Origin of the sequence: Burkholderia sp. Bp9016 (assembly GCF_003857765.1) — a bacterium.
Classification (GTDB): domain Bacteria; phylum Pseudomonadota; class Gammaproteobacteria; order Burkholderiales; family Burkholderiaceae; genus Burkholderia.
This window is the reverse complement of record NZ_QTPY01000005.1, coordinates 124,718-140,429: the sequence shown is the minus strand read 5'-3', so window position 1 is coordinate 140,429 and position 15,712 is coordinate 124,718. Positions and strand designations below refer to the sequence as shown.

Genomic DNA, 15,712 nt, shown 5'->3' with positions numbered 1-15,712 from the left:
GCCAATTCTGTATCGCCGCTGTCATCCCCGTAAACGAACAGAAGATTCCGTTGCACTTTGTTACTCAGGGTATCCCCGAGCGGCCGTTAGACTGACCTGACCGTCTTCTCTTCGTATGCAGCTTTTCCATGAACGGTCATCTCCGTGCCGGGCCGGCCGGGTTGGTGCGATGCGCGCATACGCGTATCGCTGCTGATTTCGCTCGCCCCTTTCTTTCCGATCTTTCCACCGGCGCGCGTCGCGCCTTCGTCGCAAAGGTGTGCTCATGTCGTTGAGCGCGCCGTCCTCCGCCCCGGTTTCGCCCGTGCGCAGCGGCCGCCTGATCGAAGTCGATTTCTTCCGCGGCATCGTGTTGTTGATGATCGTCGTCGACCACATCGGCGCGAGCGTGCTGTCGCGCGTGACGCTCCACGCGTTCGCGCTGTGCGACGCGGCCGAAGTGTTCGTGTTCCTCGGCGGCTTCGCGACCGCGAGTGCGTATGGCGCGATCGCCGACCGGCACGGCCCGCGCGCCGCGCAGCGGCGGTTCGTGCGTCGCGCGATGCAGATCTACCGCGCGTTTCTCGCGACGTCGACGCTGATGCTCGTCGTGTCCGTCGTGCTCGACCATTACGGGATCGATGCGCCGAACCTCGCGCTCGACGACGTCAGCGTGATGCTCGCGTCGCCGCTCACAGGCCTCGCCGAACTGCTGACTTTCCAGCGCCAGCCGTATCTCGCGTCGGTGCTGCCGATGTACGTGCTGTTCGCGCTCGCGTCGCCGGTGATCGTGCCGTTCGCGCGCCGCCATCCGTGGCTGCTCGTCGGCTTCAGCGCGGCTTCGTGGCTTGCGGCCGGCTGGCTCGGGCCCGAGCTGCTGGATACCGATTCGTTTCGCTGGAGCTTCAATCCGTTCGCGTGGCAACTGATGTTCGTCGCCGGCGTGCTCGCGCGCTGCCAGCCCGTCTACCGGCGCATCGCGCTCGGCCGCTGGAGCGCCGCGGCGACCGGTGTCGCATGCGCGATCGTGATCGGCTGCGCGAGCTACAAGCTGCTGTCGGGACTGCCGGTGCCGGAAGGCGTGCTCAAGCGCGATCTCGCACTGCCGCGCATCGTCAGCTTTGCGGCGGTCGCGTGGCTGATGGCCGACTTCGTGCGCTACGGCTGGATCGCGCGGATCGCGCGCGCGGTGCGGCCGGTCGTCACGGTCGGCCAGCGCGGGCTGATCTGCTTCGTCGCGGGCGCCGCGATCTCGCTCGTCATCGATTCGCTGCTGCATCCGGTCACGCATGGCGCCGAGCTGCGGCATGTCGGCGTGGGCCTCGCGGCCGACGCATGCGCGGTCGGACTGATGATTGCCGTGGCGGGTTCGGGAACGTGGTTCGCGCGATGGCGCGGCGCGGCTGCGGTGACGTCAGTGAGGTGAGCCGATGCGGGAGCGGGGGGCGGCGTTCGGATCGTCGGATTCGGTGTCGTCGCGTGCATCGGACTTCGGGTCGTCCTGCTCTGCGAGCACCGCGTCGGCTTCGGCTGCCGCCCGGGCGGCGCGCAGCGCAGTGCAGCGCTGCGCGTGCCGGATGTCGGACAGTATCCTCAACAGCCGTGTCGTTCTGCTTTTCATGACTTTCTCCCGCCAGTGCGCATCGCGGCGGACAGGATGCGCTGTTGCAACCAGTGTAGGACGTGCTGGCCGCGCCGGCGGGAGAATGTGGCGTGCATGCCGCACGCCGAGGGATAGTACTTACTGGGCCGAGGCCATCGCTTGCGCCTGCAGCGCTTCTTCTTCGCGGCGCTCTTCCGCACAGCGCTGGTGCTGGCGCGACAGGCGGTTCATCATCGGCAGCAGCAGCAGGGCGAGCAGCATGCCGATCGCGGCGAGCCAGCCGAGCTTCTCGAACAGCGACAGGTAGAGCGGCAGCGATTCGGTGGCCGGCAGGTCGTGCGACGGCATCTGCGCGAAGTTCGCGACGACGCTGCCGAGGTACTGCGACACACCCGTCGCGACGAAGTACGCGCCCATCATGAAGCCGCTCATGCGCGCCGGCACGTAGCGGGCGATCATCGCGAGGCCGAGGCCGCTCACCAGCAGTTCGCCGAGCGAGTAGAGGCCGTAGCCCCACACCATGAACCACGACGACACGCGACCGTCCACCGCGTAGCGGCCGCTGATCGTGAACACCAGATAGCCGGCGGCCACCGCGCCGAAGCCGAGTGCGTACTTCGCTGCGACCGGCAGGTCACGGCCGGCCTTCGAGAATGCGTTGTAGACCCACACCAGCACGGGGCTCAGCATCATGATCCAGATCGGGTTCAGCGCCTGGAACTGCGCGGCGCTCCACGTGAACAGCGTCGTGCCGAACAGGATGAAGCGCGGATCGACGTTGCGCAGCGCGAACAGCGTCAGCGACGTCGACATCTGCACGTAGAAGATGAAGAACAGGATCACCTGGCCGATCAGCACGAGCGCGGCGATCAGGCCGGCACGCTCCGAACGCTCCGACTTCGCGATCATGTATGCGAAGATCGCGAGGATCGCGAATGCCGCCGTCCACACACTCGCGACCGCGAGCTGCTTGTGCTGCAGCACGTACAGCGTGATCAGCGCGAGCGCGACGCCGCCTGCCGCCACGCCGCCGAGGCGCTTCCAGCGGATCGGCTGGTCGTCGGGCTGCGAGCCGATGTGCGCGAGCGTGCGGTGCATCAGCATGAAGTTCAGGATCGCGAGCAGCATGCCGGCGCAGCAGACCGCGAACGCGGTGTGCCAGCCCCAGTGATCCTTGATCCACGGCGTCGCGAGCATCGACACGGTCGAGCCGATGTTGACCGCCATGTAATAGATCGTGAACGCGCTGTCGATGCGCGCATCGTCGCCTTCGTAGATGCGGCGCACGAGGTTCGCCGCGTTGGCCTTGAACAGGCCGTTGCCGACGACGATCACGCCGAGCGATGCGTACATGTACGCCAGCGCATCGTTCGGGACCGCCAGCATCAGGTAGCCTGCGCACAGCACGGCCGCGCCGATGATCATCGTGCGACGGGCGCCGAGCACCTTGTCGCCGATCCAGCCGCCGATCGACGGCGACGCGTAGACGAGCGCGGTGAACGCGCCCCAGGTCAGGTTCGCATGGCTGTCGGTGAAACCGAGCCTGTCGACCATGAAGAGGACCAGGAGCGCGGCCATGCCGTAGTAGCCGAAGCGCTCCCACATTTCGATGAGGAAGACCGTCGTAAACGATCGGGTTTGAGAAACAGGTGCGTGCATCATCAATCTCGTTTGAAACGGACGGCGCGGATCGCGCGTCGCCTTGGGGGTCGAACTGGCGCCGGAGCACAGTGGCCGGGTAGGCTTTGCGTCGGCGATGGAACAGTCGGGCAGGTCAGCCCGGGCCGGGGTCGGACTCCACCTGGTAAGGTGGTGCGAGGCCCCGACCGGCGCGCGAGTGGTAGCGCTCGCCGGTCCGGTGCGTCAGGTCCGCGCCACTCAGGGAAACTCCCGATATGGCCGCAGCTTTCAGGAACATTTGTCTCATCATCTACTTGTAAGCTTGGCGCCCGGCTCTCGGAACATTCCCGGAGAGCCGCTTGCAGCTTGCCTGTGAAGCAGGCGAGTCTGGCAAGATAGCGCGTCGTTTCGCTCGCTTCGTGCCCTGTTTAGTGCACCGGGCTCAACACCGAAGACGTGTGCGAACCCGAAGATTAAGCTATCTCGAATTAACTTAGTTACTTTCCATCAAACATTTTTTGACGACCACTTTTCGGCCTGCTATGGTTCCCCCCACTGAAAACTCGCGAGCGGCAGACGCTGCCGCACTCGGCAGCAAGATTCGCGCGTTGCGCCAACGTCTCAAGCGCACGCTCGACGACACCGCTACCGCCGCGGGAATTTCGAAGCCGTTTCTGTCTCAGGTCGAGCGCGGGCTCGCGTCGCCGTCGCTGACGTCGCTGGCCGGCATCGCACAGGCACTCGGCGTGACGGTGCAGTACTTCGTGGATACGCCGAGCGAGGAACGCTCGGTCTGTCGAGGCGAGCAGTTGCGCTTCTTCGGGTTCGCCGATTCGGCGAACCTGTTCGCGAGGCTGACGAACGTGTCCGAAGGGCGTCAGCTCGAGGCGATCCTCGTGCGGATGCCGCCGGGGCAGAAGCGCTCGGAGGTGACGACACATGCAGGAGAGGAGTTCCTGTATGTGATTGAAGGGGAAGTGTCGCTGACGCTGGAAGGCAAGACGTTCGTCCTGCAGGCCGGCGACAGTTCGCACTATCAGTCGACGGTCCCGCACAGCTGGGTCAACACCGCGAGTGTCGAGTCGGTCGTGGTCTGGGTCGGTACGCCGAGACTGTTCTAGCGCACAGGTATTCCTTCGTTTCGAAGACGGAATACCTGTCGAAAGAAATGTAAGGAATACTAAGATGCAATACGAGAATCACGGGCCTCCTCAATCGCTGTACCCGTCAGCGTCTCACGCGTAAGCCGCGGCATCCGCCGCGCGACGCTCACCGAAAAACCTTCTCTAGACTGCCACGATGAAATCCTTGCATGCCATGTCGGCCGTGCTGGCCGCGCTCGCCCTGACGACGCCCGCAGCCCGCGCCGTTACCGTTCCGTCGAATGTCACGCTCGCTCCTCAACAGGACCTGACGCGCCAGGTGCCCGCCGAAGTCGAGTCGCTCGACCCGGCGCACATCGAATCGTGGACCGGCAACACGATCGGCCTCGACCTGTTCGAAGGGCTCGCCCGCATCGACGCGAGCGGCCAGGTCGTGCCGGGCGTCGCGCAATCGTGGGAACGCAAGACGCCGCAGACGTGGATCTTCAAGCTGCGCCACGACGCGAAGTGGAGCAACGGCCAGCCCGTGACGGCCGCCGATTTCGTCTATTCGTGGGAGCGCCTCGTCGATCCGAAGACGGGCTCGAAGTACACGATCCTCGTCGAATTCGTGAAGAACTCGAAGGACATCATCGCCGGCAAGGCCGCGCCGACGACGCTCGGCGTGCGTGCGATCGACCCGTACACGCTGGAAGTGACGACCGACGTACCTGTCGCGTTCTTCCCCGAACTGACCGCAATGGCGCCGCTCGCGCCGGTGAACAAGGACACCGTCGCGAAGTTCGGCGATGCGTGGACGCGCCCGGGCAACATCGTCAGCAACGGTGCGTACCAGCTCGCCGACTGGCAGCCGAACAACCGCATCGTGGTCACCAAGGACGCGAAGTACTGGAACGCGCCGAAGGTCGTGATCAACAAGGTCACCTACCTGCCGATCGAAAGCGACGAAACCGCGATGCGCATGTACCAGGCCGGCCAGATCGACTACAGCTACTCGATCCCGTCGGGCATTTTCCAGCAGGTCAGCAAGCAGTTCGGCGGCGAACTGCGCCCGGGTCTGCAGCTCGCGACCTACTACTACTACCTGAACAACAGCGACGCGGCGCTGAAGGACAAGCGCGTGCGCCAGGCGCTATCGATGGTGATCGATCGCGACGTGCTCACGTCGAAGCTCACGCAGGCCGGCGAGAAGCCGATGTACGGCCTGATGCCGAACGGCACGAAGGGCGTGCAGCCGTTCACGCCGGCATGGGCGTCGTGGCCGATGGCCAAGCGCGTCGCGGCCGCGAAGGACTTGCTGAAGCAGGCCGGCTACTCGGATGCGAAGCCGCTGTCGTTCACGCTCACGTACAACACCAACGACCTGCACAAGAAGGTCGCGCTGTTTACCGCATCGGAATGGCGTACGAAGCTCGGCATCAACACGAAGCTCGAGAACGTCGAGTTCAAGGTGCTGATGAAGGAGCGTCATGACGGCAAGGTGCAGATCGCGCGCGACGGCTGGTTCGCCGACTACAACGACGCGATGACCTTCTTCGACCTGATCCGCTGCGGCAGCTCGCAGAACACCGTCGGCTACTGCAACAAGCAGGCCGACGCGCTCGTCGACGAAGGCAACCAGAAGCTCGACGACAAGGCGCGCGCCGCGCTGCTCACGCAGGCGCACGACATGGCGATGAACGACACGCCGATGGTGCCGCTGTTCCAGTACTCGGCCGACCGTCTCGTGAAGCCCTACGTGGGCGGCTACTCGCTGAAGAACGTGATCGACATGCGTGCTTCGCAGGACCTGTACCTGATCAAGCACTGAGCGGAGCGATCATGCTGGCCTACGCATTGAGACGCACGTTGTGGGCGGTGCCGACGATTCTCGCCGTCATCACCGTCTGCTACCTGCTGCTGCATTTCACGCCCGGCGGCCCGTTCGATACGGAGAAGCAGCTGTCCGCGGCGACGCTCGCGAACCTGAACGCGAAGTACCACCTCGACGAGCCGCTGTGGAAGCAGTACCTGCTGTATCTCGGTTCGCTGCTGCACGGCGATCTCGGCCCGTCGTTCCGTTACGTCGACTGGTCGGTGAACGATCTCGTGAAGAAGGCGCTGCCCGTGAGTCTCGGCGTGGGCGGCGTGTCGATCCCGATCTCGATCGTGTTCGGCGTGCTGCTCGGCACCGTCGCGGCCGTGCGTCGCGACAGCCTGATCGACCGCTTCGTGATGCTGATCGGCAACTTCGGCAACGTCGTGCCGCCGTTCGTGCTCGGCCCGGTGCTGGTGTGGATCTTCGCGATCCTGCTGAAGACGTCGGCCGGCAACGGCTGGCTGCCGGCCGGCGGCTGGGGCGACGGCAGCTGGCAGTACCGGCTGCTGCCGATCGTGCTGCTGACCCTCATCAACGTGTCGCTGCTCGCTCGCGTGATGCGCGGCTCGATGATCGAGACGCTGTCGAGCAACTACATCCGCACCGCGCGCGCGAAGGGCCTGCCGGGCGCGACGATCGTGCTGCGCCATGCGCTGAAGCCCGCGCTGATGCCGGTCGTGTCGCTGTTCGGCACGGTCTGCATCACGTCGATCACCGCGGCCGTCGTCACCGAATCGGTGTTCGCGCTGCCGGGGCTCGGGCAGCTCGTCGTGAACGGCGCCATCAACCGCGACTACACGCTGGTGCTGGGCCTCGTCGTGCTGACGACCGTCTGTGCGGTGCTGTTCAACCTGCTGGTCGACCTCGCGTACGCGTGGCTCGATCCGCGCATCCGTTATTGAGCGAGGCAATGCGATGACTCCGACTACGCCTGTCGTCAGTCTGCCCGTGCAGACCGACTCGCCGCCGCGTTCGCGCTCGCCGCTGGCGCTCGCGTTCGCGCGCTTCCTTCACAACCGTGCGGCCGTGTTCAGCCTCGTGCTGCTCGCGCTGATCACGCTCGCGTGCTTCGTCGGCCCGTGGCTGCTCGCGGCCGATCCCGCCGCGAGCGACTGGGGTTCGATCAGCCTGCCGCCGACGCTCGCGAACCAGCACTGGTTCGGCACCGACGAGCTCGGCCGAGACCTGCTCGTGCGCACGCTGATCGGCGGCCGCGTGTCGATCGAGGTCGGCCTGCTCGGCACGCTCGTGTCCGGCCTGTTCGGCGTCGCGTGGGGTGCGACCGCCGGCTTCGCGGGCGGCCGCATCGACTCCGCGATGATGCGCGTCGTCGACATGATGTACGCGATCCCGTACCTGCTGATCGCGATCCTGATGATGACCCTGTTCGGCCGCTCGTTCATGCTGGTCGTGCTGACCATCAGCGCGTTCTCGTGGATCGACATGGCGCGCGTCGTGCGCGGCCAGACGCTGTCGCTGCGCAACCGCGAGTTCGTCGATGCGGCGCGCGCGATCGGCGTGTCTCCGGCGTCAATCGTGCTGCGCCACGTCGTGCCGAACCTGCTTGGTGTGGTCGTCGTGTACGCGACCGTGTCCGTGCCGAACATCGTGCTGACCGAATCGGTGCTGTCGTTTCTCGGCCTCGGCGTGCAAGAGCCGATGACGAGCTGGGGCGTGCTGATCCAGGACGGCGCGCAGAAACTGGAATCGATGCCGTGGCTGCTGCTGGCACCGGCCGTCATGCTCTGCGTGACGCTCTATTGCGTGAACTTCGTTGGCGACGGCCTGCGTGACGCGCTCGACCCGAAGGATCGCTGAAAATGGCTGCCCTGCTGGAAGTTGAAAACCTCGGCGTGCGCTTCACGCGCAAGGACGCGCCGCCGATCGACGCCGTGAGCGGCGTGTCGTTCTCGCTCGAAGCCGGCAAGACGCTCGGCATCGTCGGCGAATCGGGCTCGGGCAAGAGCCAGACCGTGATGGCGCTGCTCGGCCTGCTGGCCGGCAACGGTACGACGACGGGCGCCGCGCGCTATCGCGGCGACAACCTGCTCGAGATGGATACGCGCGCGCTGAACGCGGTGCGCGGCGACCGGATCGCGATGATCTTCCAGGATCCGATGACGTCGCTCAATCCGTTCCTGACGATCGAGCGGCAGATGACCGAGACGCTGCAGTTGCATCGCAAGCTGTCGCGCAAGGAAGCGATCAGGCGCGCGATCGAGGCGCTCGAGTCGGTGCGCATCCCAGACGCGGCGCGCCGCATCCGGATGTATCCGCACGAGTTCTCGGGCGGCATGCGCCAGCGCGTGATGATCGCGATGGCGCTCCTGTCCGAGCCGGAAATCCTGATCGCCGACGAGCCGACCACCGCGCTCGACGTGACCGTGCAGGCACAGATCATCGACCTGCTGCGCGAGCTGAACCGCGAGCGCGGCACCGCGATCGTGCTGATCACGCACGACATGGGCGTGGTCGCCGGCCTCGCGGACGACGTGATGGTCATGTATGCGGGCCGTACCGTCGAATACGCGCCGGCCGAGTCGATCTTCGCCGCGCCGTCGCATCCGTACACGATCGGCCTGCTCAATGCGCTGCCGCGCCTGACCGATGCGGACGATGCACCGCTCATCGCGATTCCCGGCAATCCGCCGATGCCCGGCACCGCGCCGGTCGGCTGCGCGTTCGCGAAGCGCTGCACCTATGCGGAGGAGCGCTGCGGTGCCGCGCGCCCCGCGCTCGAAACCTATGGCGCCATGGGCGCGGTGCGCGCGTGCCACCGGCCGCTGGCCGATCTGACGGGAGGACTGCGATGAGCGTCAATGAACGCCGCGATACCGGCGCGACGGGCGACACGCTGCTGTCCGTCGAGAATCTGAAGGTGCATTTCCGCGTGCCGCTCGGCGGCTATCCGTGGTCGCCGAGGGGCACGCTGCGTGCTGTCGATGGCGTGTCGTTCGACGTGAGGCGCGGCGAGACGGTCGGGCTCGTCGGCGAGTCGGGCTGCGGGAAGTCGACGCTCGCCCGCGCGCTGATCGGCCTCGCGCCGATGACCGCCGGCACCGTGCGCTGGCGCGGCGAAGCGGTGGCGTCCGATCACCTGCGCGGCACCGCGATGCGCCGCGAAGTGCAGATGATCTTCCAGGATCCGCTCGCGTCGCTCGATCCGCGCATGACGATCGAGCAGATCGTCGCGGAACCGCTCGTCACGCACCACGCGGGTCTCGGCCGCACCGAAGTGCGCCGCCGCGTGATCGCGATGCTCGAGCGCGTCGGCCTGAATGCACATCACCTGCTGCGCTATCCCCACGAATTTTCCGGCGGGCAGTGCCAGCGCGTCGGTATCGCGCGTGCGCTGATCGGCGAGCCGAAACTCGTGATCTGCGACGAACCCGTGTCGGCACTCGACGTGTCGATCCAGGCCCAGATCGTGAACCTGCTGCGCGATCTGCAGCGCGAACTGTCGTTGTCCTATCTGTTCGTCGCGCACGACCTGGCGGTGGTGAAGGCCATCAGCCAGCGCGTGCTCGTGATGTATCTCGGCCGCGTGATGGAGTTCGGCACGCGGCATGACGTGTACGGCGTGCCGCAGCACCCGTACACGAAGGCGCTGCTCGATGCGGCGCCGACGCCGGAGCCGGCGCGCGAGCGTGCTCGCCGTCCGATGCTGCTGGCGGGCGAGATGCCCTCGCCGCTGAACCCGCCGTCGGGCTGCGCGTTCCGCACGCGCTGCCCGGTTGCGATCGACGCGTGCGCGCAGGACGTGCCGCTGCCGGAAGTGCGGCAGGGGTCGGCCGCGCGGGTCGCGTGCATCCGCGCGGGCGTGGCGGCGTGAAGTAACGCAGCAAACATAACCAGGCAGGTCGACAGGGGTAAGTGCGGCGCGAACGATCTTCGCGCCGCGGGTACAGGCGCGCCTTTAGCCGGGCAAGCCGGGGGGCCGGGAGCGGATCGCGACCGGCGTGGACGATATCAACACAAGACGAGAATTACGATGAAAAAGCAGAAGACGATCGGGACGGCATCGAAGATGCTGCTTGCATGGGGCCTGCCGGCACTGGCCGGCGTATCGCTGAGCGGCGTCGCCCACGCCGACGACGCGGCCCCGGCACCGCTGACGGTCGCGCAGGCTGCGCCGGCCGCGGGCACGAGCACGGCCGTTGCGCAGGCAACCACCCCGAATGCCATTGTCAACGCCGAAGCGAGCCAGGCCGTCACGCCGCCCGATGAACCGTCTGCGCAATCGAAGGCGAAGGGTTTCATCGCCGACAGCCATCTCGACTTCCTGTTCCGCAACTATTCGGACGTGCTCGACGCGAAGGGCGGCCCGCACCGCCACGCGTGGATCCAGGGCGTGATGGCGAACTTCGAGTCCGGCTATACGTCGGGCCTGGTCGGCTTCGGCGTGGACGCGTCGGTGTATGCGGCACTGAAGCTCGACGGCGGCGCAGGCGCCGGCAGCATGGTGCACATCGCGAAGGGCGGTGGCGGCGCGAACCAGCTCGCGTGGGCGTTCCCCGGCATCTACGACGTGAAGGCGCGCATCTCGAACACGGTGATCAAGTACGGTCTGCAGGCCGTCGACAACCCGTTCATGGAGCAGCACGACAACCGTGCGCTGCCGCCGACGTTCCTCGGTGCGACGATCGTCAGCAATGAATTCAAGAACGTGATGCTCGAAGCCGGTAGCTTCACGAAGAACGATGCGCGCGGCCATACGACGCTCACGAACCTCACGACCCAGTACGGCGGCACGCGCATCAACCGCCTGACCTACGTCGGCGGTACGTGGGACTACTCGCCGAACGGCGAAGTCGCGCTGTACGCGAACCAGGCCGACGACGTATGGCACCAGTACTACGCGTCGGTGAAGCACAGCATCGGCAGCACGCAGACGATCAAGTGGACGGGCTTCGGCAACGTCTATTCGACGCATGACACGGGCGACGCGCTGCAGGGCAAGATCGACAACAACGCATACAGCTTGTCGCTGGCGGCGCAGCACGGCCCGCATGAGCTGCTGCTCGGCTATCAGCAGATCCTGGGCGACCAGTTCTTCGACTACCTGAACGAAACGAACGGCATCTTCCTGACCAACTCGATGGACGTCGACTACAACGCGCCGCACGAAAAGTCGTTGCAGCTGCGTTACACGTTCTACGGCAAGGAAGCGGGCCTGCCGGGCTTCAAGGCGATGATCTGGGGCGTGACGGGCTGGGGTGCGGACGGCAGCGCGGGCGCGGCGAACGACCCGACCAGGTCGAGCATCTACTGGAGCAACGGAGCGCCGGTGCAGGGCCGTCACCACGAGTTCGGCTTCATCCCGTCGTACACGTTCCAGAGCGGCAAGCTGAAGGACACGAAGGTCACGTTCATCGCGATGTGGCACAACGGTTCCGCGCACTACTCGGACGCGACGAACCGCGAGTACCGCCTGGTCGTGAACGTGCCGCTGCACGCGTTCTGATCGAAGGGGGACGCAAGGTCCCCCGCGGTATGTTCCGTTTCGCGCGGCCCGGCCTGCGGTCAGTCCGATCAGGCCGGCTTGTGCAAGCCCGCCACCGGATCGTTCGCGGCGGGCATGTCTTCCAGCAGCGACGTGAGCTGGCGGCCCGTGTCGCGCCATGCGTCGAGGCCGCCACGCAGCGGCAGCGCATCGGTAAAGCCTGCATCGAGCAGGCGCTTGGCCATCAGCGCGGCCGTTACTTCGTTCGGGCACGAGCAGTACACGACGAACTTCTGCGAGAGCGGGTAGCGCGCGATGATGTCTTCGATGCGCCGCTCGTCCGCGAACTGCGCACCGGGAATCGTGAACGGGTCGAGCTTGCGGTGCTCGGGCGAGCGTACGTCGAGGACCACCGGCGCCGCCGGGTCGCGCAGCAGCAGTTCGAGCTCGTCGACGCCGATCCGTGCGCTCGCGAGCTGGCGGATCAGCGCGCGGCGGCGCATCCAGCGCACGGCTGCGTAGATCGCCAGCAGCGCGACGATCACCAGCAGCACCGCACGGCCGAGCCGGCTCGCGCCGGCGAACAGCCAGTCGATCTGCCGGTAGAACACGAGCCCCGCCACCAGCCCGACGATCGTCCACAACGCGGCACCGAGCGCGTCGTAGCCGGCGAACGTGCGATAGCGCGTGCCGAGCGCGCCGGCCATCGGCACGGACACGAGCGACAGGCCGGGAATGAAGCGTGCGACCGCAAGCACACGCACACCGTAGCGGCCGAAGAAGCGTTCCGTCTTCTTCACGCAGGTATCGCGCGACAGCGACAGCCGGCAGATCGTCTTCAGCGTCGCGCCGCCGTAACGCCGCCCGGCGAGATACCACGCCGTGTCGCCGATCAGCGCACCGAGCACCGACAGCGCGATCACCGTCACGAGCTGCGAGCCGATCATCTCCGGATGCATCGCGGCCATTGCGCCGAACAGCACGAGCGTCGGCATCGCCGGCACCGGCAGGCCGATGGCCGCCGCAAGCACGTTGGCGAAGACGAGAAGCGGCCCGTATTGGGCGACGAGGTCACGGAGCATGACGGCTGGCCGAAAAGGATGCGCAAGAGAGGATGCGCAGATGGGCCGATTATCGGCCATTTTCAACCTGGTGGCGGGAACGACGGAAAGCGCCTGACGGCGACAGGGAGATGTCGGTGAGCCGACGCGCGGAGCGCGGCTCACCATTCGAAATCAGGAGGGGGTGCGGGCGAGCGATGCGGCGCCGTGGTTTTCGCCGGGCAGCTCGGCGCCGTGCGAGCGGATCGCCGCGACCAGTTCGGCCGGCGTGATCTCGTAGCGGACCTCGCGGTGGATGCCGGGCTTGCGTTCGTCGATCTCGATCAGCAGCACGCTTTTGCCGTCGCCGGTCGCTTCGAGCCGGAGCGAGCGCAATTCGCGGCCGTCGGCCGGGTCGTGTTCGGTGAGCAGGGTCATTGCCCCGGATGAGCCGGAAGTGCGCATCGAACCTATCCTCGTGTCGTGGATGCCTGGTTGGCGAAGATGTCGTTGTTGAGTACAGCTTTGCTGAAGTTTAACGCGAACGGGCCGCAACACGGAGCATTTTCGTGGGCTCGAAATGAGGGCTGCACCACCTATCCTTCTGATGTTTGGGCCGCGCCGGGCGGGCGTTTCAGCCGGATCGGGCCGCGCGGCGAGCGGCGCCCGGCCGGGGCGCTCCCGACCGGGCAGCGGCAGTGCCGTCAGAAGCGGTCGGCCAGCCCCATCGCCGGGTCGCTGACCGAGTGGCGGCCCGTTTCGACGCGGCCGGCCACGCGGCGCGAGAAGCTCGCATCGCTGTCCGCGGTGACCACGAAGTCGTACCAGTGCCCGGTCGAGTCGAGCGTCCAGCGCAGCTCCGACTGGCTGCCGGCACGCACCGTGGCCGTCCACGTCGTGCCCGCGTCGTTGCCGTGCCCGCGCCCCTGGCCGTTGCCGTCCTGGTTGCCGCGACCGTCGTGCGCGCCATGGCCGGACAGCGCGCCGTACACCTTGTTCGACTTCACCGTGAAGCGCACCGTGCCGCCGCCGTCGTTGCGCAGCCGCAGATGCAGGTTGCCGCTTCCGCCCGCATAGCCGACCCGCACTTCCGGCTGCGGTGCGCGCGGGCCCGCGAGCCGGGCCAGGTCGCCGGTGAAGCGGCGGTGATAGCCATTCGGGCCGAGCACCCACAGGTCATATTTACCGCCGTCGTCGGCCTGCGCCGCCCAGTCGCCGCGCAGCGCCTTGCCCGGTTCGACGACGTAGCGGCGCGGCACGCGGTCCAGGTGCAGCTTGTCGTACACGTGGAACACCGCCGCCGCGCGGCCCGTGTTCGCGAACTTCAGCGTGACGGTGCCCTTGCCGGCGTCAGCCTGCGCGCTCGCATGCAGCTCGTACGGCAGTGCCCGCGACGGGCGCACGCCGGTGGCCTGCGCGGGCAGCGACGGGGCGGTCGGCGGCGTGATTTTCGGCGCGGCCTGCTGCGTGGCGCTCAGCGCGTCGACCTGGCTTTTCGTCGTGCGGCCCGCGAGCGTCGGCAGCGGTTCGTTGTTCGGCGCGCGGAAGTTGAACGCGCTCGTCAGGTCGCCGCACACCGCGCGGCGGTACGCGCTGATCTGCGGCTCCACGACGCCGAAGCGTTTCTCGAGGAAGAGCAGCGTCGACGTATGGTCGAACACCTGCGAGTTCACCCAGCCGCCGCGGCTCCACGGCGATACCACCCACATCGGCACGCGCGGGCCCGGGCCGTACGGACGCCCGTCGGCCGCCGGCTGGCTCGACGTGGCCGGCGCGAAGTCGTGGTACTCGACGGCCACGTCGGCGTTCGCGAGCGTATGGCCGCCCGCGAGCGTGCCGTCCGCGTTACGCGATGGCACGGCCGGCGACGGCATATGATCGAAGAAACCGTCGTTCTCGTCGTAGTTGATCAGCAGTACGGTCTTGCTCCATACGTCCGGATTCGCGGTGAGCGCATCGAGCACCGCCTGCACGTACCATGCGCCCTGCGCGGGGCTCGACGGCCCCGGATGTTCGCTGTACACCGACGGCGGGACGATCCACGACACTTCGGGGAGCGTGCCGTTGCGGATGTCGTCGCGGAAGGTTTCGAGGAAGCCGTACGGCATCGTGTTGCCGAAGCCCTTCGCGAGCGGACTCAACGGATCGTCGATCGCCGGATCGTAGAACGCGCCGGCCGCCGTCACCGGCTGCGTGATGTCCGTCGACGCGACGTAGACGGGCCGGCGCGCGGCGGGCATCTGTTCGATGGCGGCGCGCCAGTGGCGAAAGCTCATCATCTCGTTGCAGCCGAAGTTGTCGATCAGGCTCTGGTAGACCTTCCATTTCACGCCGGCCTGCTGCAGCCGGTCGGCGTAGGTCGTCCACGTCCACCCCTGGCTCGACGGGCCGATGTCGTTGCCGCCGTTGAACTGGTTGTTCAGCGCGGCGAGCTTCACGCGGCTGCCGTCGGCCGGGCTGATGCCGTTCGGGCCGTTGGTGCCGCTCCAGTAGAACAGGCGGTTCGCGATCGTGCCCGTGTGCATCCCGCAGTGATAGTGGTCGCACAGCGTGAACGCGTCGGCGAGTGCGCGCTGGAACGGCACTTCCGCCGCGTCGTAATAGCCCATCGACAGCGGCGTCTTCGCGTCGGGCCAGCGGTTCATCCGGCCGTGGTCCCACGCGGCCTGCGCGTCGGCCCACGTGTGCGGCGTGCCGCCCGCGCGCTGCGCGTTGCCCTGGCTCGCGTCGAGATGGTACGGCGTGAAGGTCGTCGCGGGCGTCGTTTGCGTATACGTCTGGTAGAACACGTCGCGACCGTTCGGCGACGGCACCGCGAAGCGGTCGCCATAACCGCGCACGCCCTTGAAGGTGCCGAAGTAGCCGTCGAACGCACGGTTCTCCATCATCAGCAGCACAACGTGCTTGACGTCGTGGAGCGTACCCGTTTCGTGAAACGCGGGAATCGCGAGCGCGCGGCGGATGCTCGGCGGAAACGCCGACAGCGCGGCGGCGGCGAGGCCTGAAGTGGCGGTCTTCTGAAGGAATGTGCGGCGTGACGTCATGGCGTTCGGATCCTGTGATGGT

The 15,712-nt window shown here is 66.9% G+C and carries 13 protein-coding genes; 8 read left to right on the top strand and 5 right to left on the bottom strand.

Translation table 11 applies throughout. The annotated features are described in order from the left end of the window. The first annotated feature begins 265 nt into the window (after positions 1 to 265). Entirely contained in the window at positions 266 to 1,405 is a 1,140-nt protein-coding gene (locus tag DIE13_RS08450) for an OpgC domain-containing protein (RefSeq protein ID WP_124826711.1), read from the top strand. Here the strand turns inward: DIE13_RS08450 and DIE13_RS08445 are convergent. After that, entirely contained in the window at positions 1,394 to 1,600 is a 207-nt protein-coding gene (locus DIE13_RS08445) for a hypothetical protein (protein ID WP_124826710.1), read from the bottom strand. The two genes, DIE13_RS08450 and DIE13_RS08445, sit on opposite strands and share 12 nt — an antisense overlap. A gap of 120 nt (positions 1,601 to 1,720) precedes the next feature. Further along, a complete protein-coding gene (locus DIE13_RS08440; RefSeq protein WP_124826709.1) occupies positions 1,721 to 3,244 on the bottom strand; it encodes a peptide MFS transporter in 1,524 nt (507 codons plus the stop codon). Between the two features lie 500 nt (positions 3,245 to 3,744). Here DIE13_RS08440 and DIE13_RS08430 point away from each other — a divergent pair, with 500 nt between their 5' ends. The 7 genes from DIE13_RS08430 to DIE13_RS08400 all read left to right on the top strand — a co-directional run bounded on the left by DIE13_RS08430 (position 3,745) and on the right by DIE13_RS08400 (position 11,627). Continuing rightward, positions 3,745 to 4,323 (top strand): cupin domain-containing protein, encoded by a 579-nt coding sequence (locus tag DIE13_RS08430; RefSeq protein ID WP_124826708.1) that lies wholly within the window; start codon positions 3,745 to 3,747, stop codon positions 4,321 to 4,323. A 178-nt stretch (positions 4,324 to 4,501) separates the two neighbouring features. Beyond that, positions 4,502 to 6,115, top strand: coding sequence for a peptide ABC transporter substrate-binding protein (locus tag DIE13_RS08425; protein WP_124826707.1), 1,614 nt, complete (start codon positions 4,502 to 4,504; stop codon positions 6,113 to 6,115). An 11-nt stretch (positions 6,116 to 6,126) separates the two neighbouring features. Next, positions 6,127 to 7,065, top strand: a complete 939-nt coding sequence (locus tag DIE13_RS08420; RefSeq protein WP_124826706.1) for an ABC transporter permease subunit — start codon at positions 6,127 to 6,129, stop codon at positions 7,063 to 7,065. 13 nt (positions 7,066 to 7,078) lie between these two features. Continuing rightward, positions 7,079 to 7,981, top strand: a complete 903-nt coding sequence (locus DIE13_RS08415; RefSeq protein ID WP_124826705.1) for an ABC transporter permease — start codon at positions 7,079 to 7,081, stop codon at positions 7,979 to 7,981. A 2-nt stretch (positions 7,982 to 7,983) separates the two neighbouring features. Beyond that, positions 7,984 to 8,976 (top strand): ABC transporter ATP-binding protein, encoded by a 993-nt coding sequence (locus DIE13_RS08410; protein WP_124826704.1) that lies wholly within the window; start codon positions 7,984 to 7,986, stop codon positions 8,974 to 8,976. Continuing rightward, positions 8,973 to 9,995 carry an ABC transporter ATP-binding protein gene (locus DIE13_RS08405; protein ID WP_175750613.1) on the top strand — a complete coding sequence of 341 codons (1,023 nt, stop codon included), beginning with the start codon at positions 8,973 to 8,975 and terminating at the stop codon, positions 9,993 to 9,995. The genes DIE13_RS08410 and DIE13_RS08405 overlap by 4 nt, the downstream gene beginning before the upstream one ends. 159 nt (positions 9,996 to 10,154) lie before the next feature. After that, a complete protein-coding gene (locus tag DIE13_RS08400; RefSeq protein WP_124826702.1) occupies positions 10,155 to 11,627 on the top strand; it encodes an OprD family porin in 1,473 nt (490 codons plus the stop codon). 68 nt (positions 11,628 to 11,695) lie between these two features. Here the strand turns inward: DIE13_RS08400 and DIE13_RS08395 are convergent, their stop codons facing one another. The 3 genes from DIE13_RS08395 to DIE13_RS08380 all read right to left on the bottom strand — a co-directional run bounded on the left by DIE13_RS08395 (position 11,696) and on the right by DIE13_RS08380 (position 15,690). Further along, complete coding sequence (locus tag DIE13_RS08395) at positions 11,696 to 12,688, bottom strand: DedA family protein/thiosulfate sulfurtransferase GlpE (protein ID WP_124826701.1); 993 nt, start codon at positions 12,686 to 12,688, stop codon at positions 11,696 to 11,698. Between the two features lie 153 nt (positions 12,689 to 12,841). Continuing rightward, complete coding sequence (locus tag DIE13_RS08385) at positions 12,842 to 13,111, bottom strand: hypothetical protein (protein WP_098554272.1); 270 nt, start codon at positions 13,109 to 13,111, stop codon at positions 12,842 to 12,844. Positions 13,112 to 13,350: 239 nt separating this feature from the next. Continuing rightward, entirely contained in the window at positions 13,351 to 15,690 is a 2,340-nt protein-coding gene (locus DIE13_RS08380) for a phosphocholine-specific phospholipase C (protein WP_124826700.1), read from the bottom strand. Positions 15,691 to 15,712: the final 22 nt, after the last annotated feature.

Bases quoted from the DNA above. Each gene is read 5' to 3' on its own strand.
- DIE13_RS08450 (WP_124826711.1), top strand. From the start codon at position 266: ATGTCGTTGAGCGCGCCGTCCTCCGCCCCGGTTTCGCCCGTGCGCAGC.
- DIE13_RS08445 (WP_124826710.1), bottom strand. From the start codon at position 1,600: ATGAAAAGCAGAACGACACGGCTGTTGAGGATACTGTCCGACATCCGG.
- DIE13_RS08440 (WP_124826709.1), bottom strand. From the start codon at position 3,244: ATGATGCACGCACCTGTTTCTCAAACCCGATCGTTTACGACGGTCTTC.
- DIE13_RS08430 (WP_124826708.1), top strand. From the start codon at position 3,745: ATGGTTCCCCCCACTGAAAACTCGCGAGCGGCAGACGCTGCCGCACTC.
- DIE13_RS08425 (WP_124826707.1), top strand. From the start codon at position 4,502: ATGAAATCCTTGCATGCCATGTCGGCCGTGCTGGCCGCGCTCGCCCTG.
- DIE13_RS08420 (WP_124826706.1), top strand. From the start codon at position 6,127: ATGCTGGCCTACGCATTGAGACGCACGTTGTGGGCGGTGCCGACGATT.
- DIE13_RS08415 (WP_124826705.1), top strand. From the start codon at position 7,079: ATGACTCCGACTACGCCTGTCGTCAGTCTGCCCGTGCAGACCGACTCG.
- DIE13_RS08410 (WP_124826704.1), top strand. From the start codon at position 7,984: ATGGCTGCCCTGCTGGAAGTTGAAAACCTCGGCGTGCGCTTCACGCGC.
- DIE13_RS08405 (WP_175750613.1), top strand. From the start codon at position 8,973: ATGAGCGTCAATGAACGCCGCGATACCGGCGCGACGGGCGACACGCTG.
- DIE13_RS08400 (WP_124826702.1), top strand. From the start codon at position 10,155: ATGAAAAAGCAGAAGACGATCGGGACGGCATCGAAGATGCTGCTTGCA.
- DIE13_RS08395 (WP_124826701.1), bottom strand. From the start codon at position 12,688: ATGCTCCGTGACCTCGTCGCCCAATACGGGCCGCTTCTCGTCTTCGCC.
- DIE13_RS08385 (WP_098554272.1), bottom strand. From the start codon at position 13,111: ATGCGCACTTCCGGCTCATCCGGGGCAATGACCCTGCTCACCGAACAC.
- DIE13_RS08380 (WP_124826700.1), bottom strand. From the start codon at position 15,690: ATGACGTCACGCCGCACATTCCTTCAGAAGACCGCCACTTCAGGCCTC.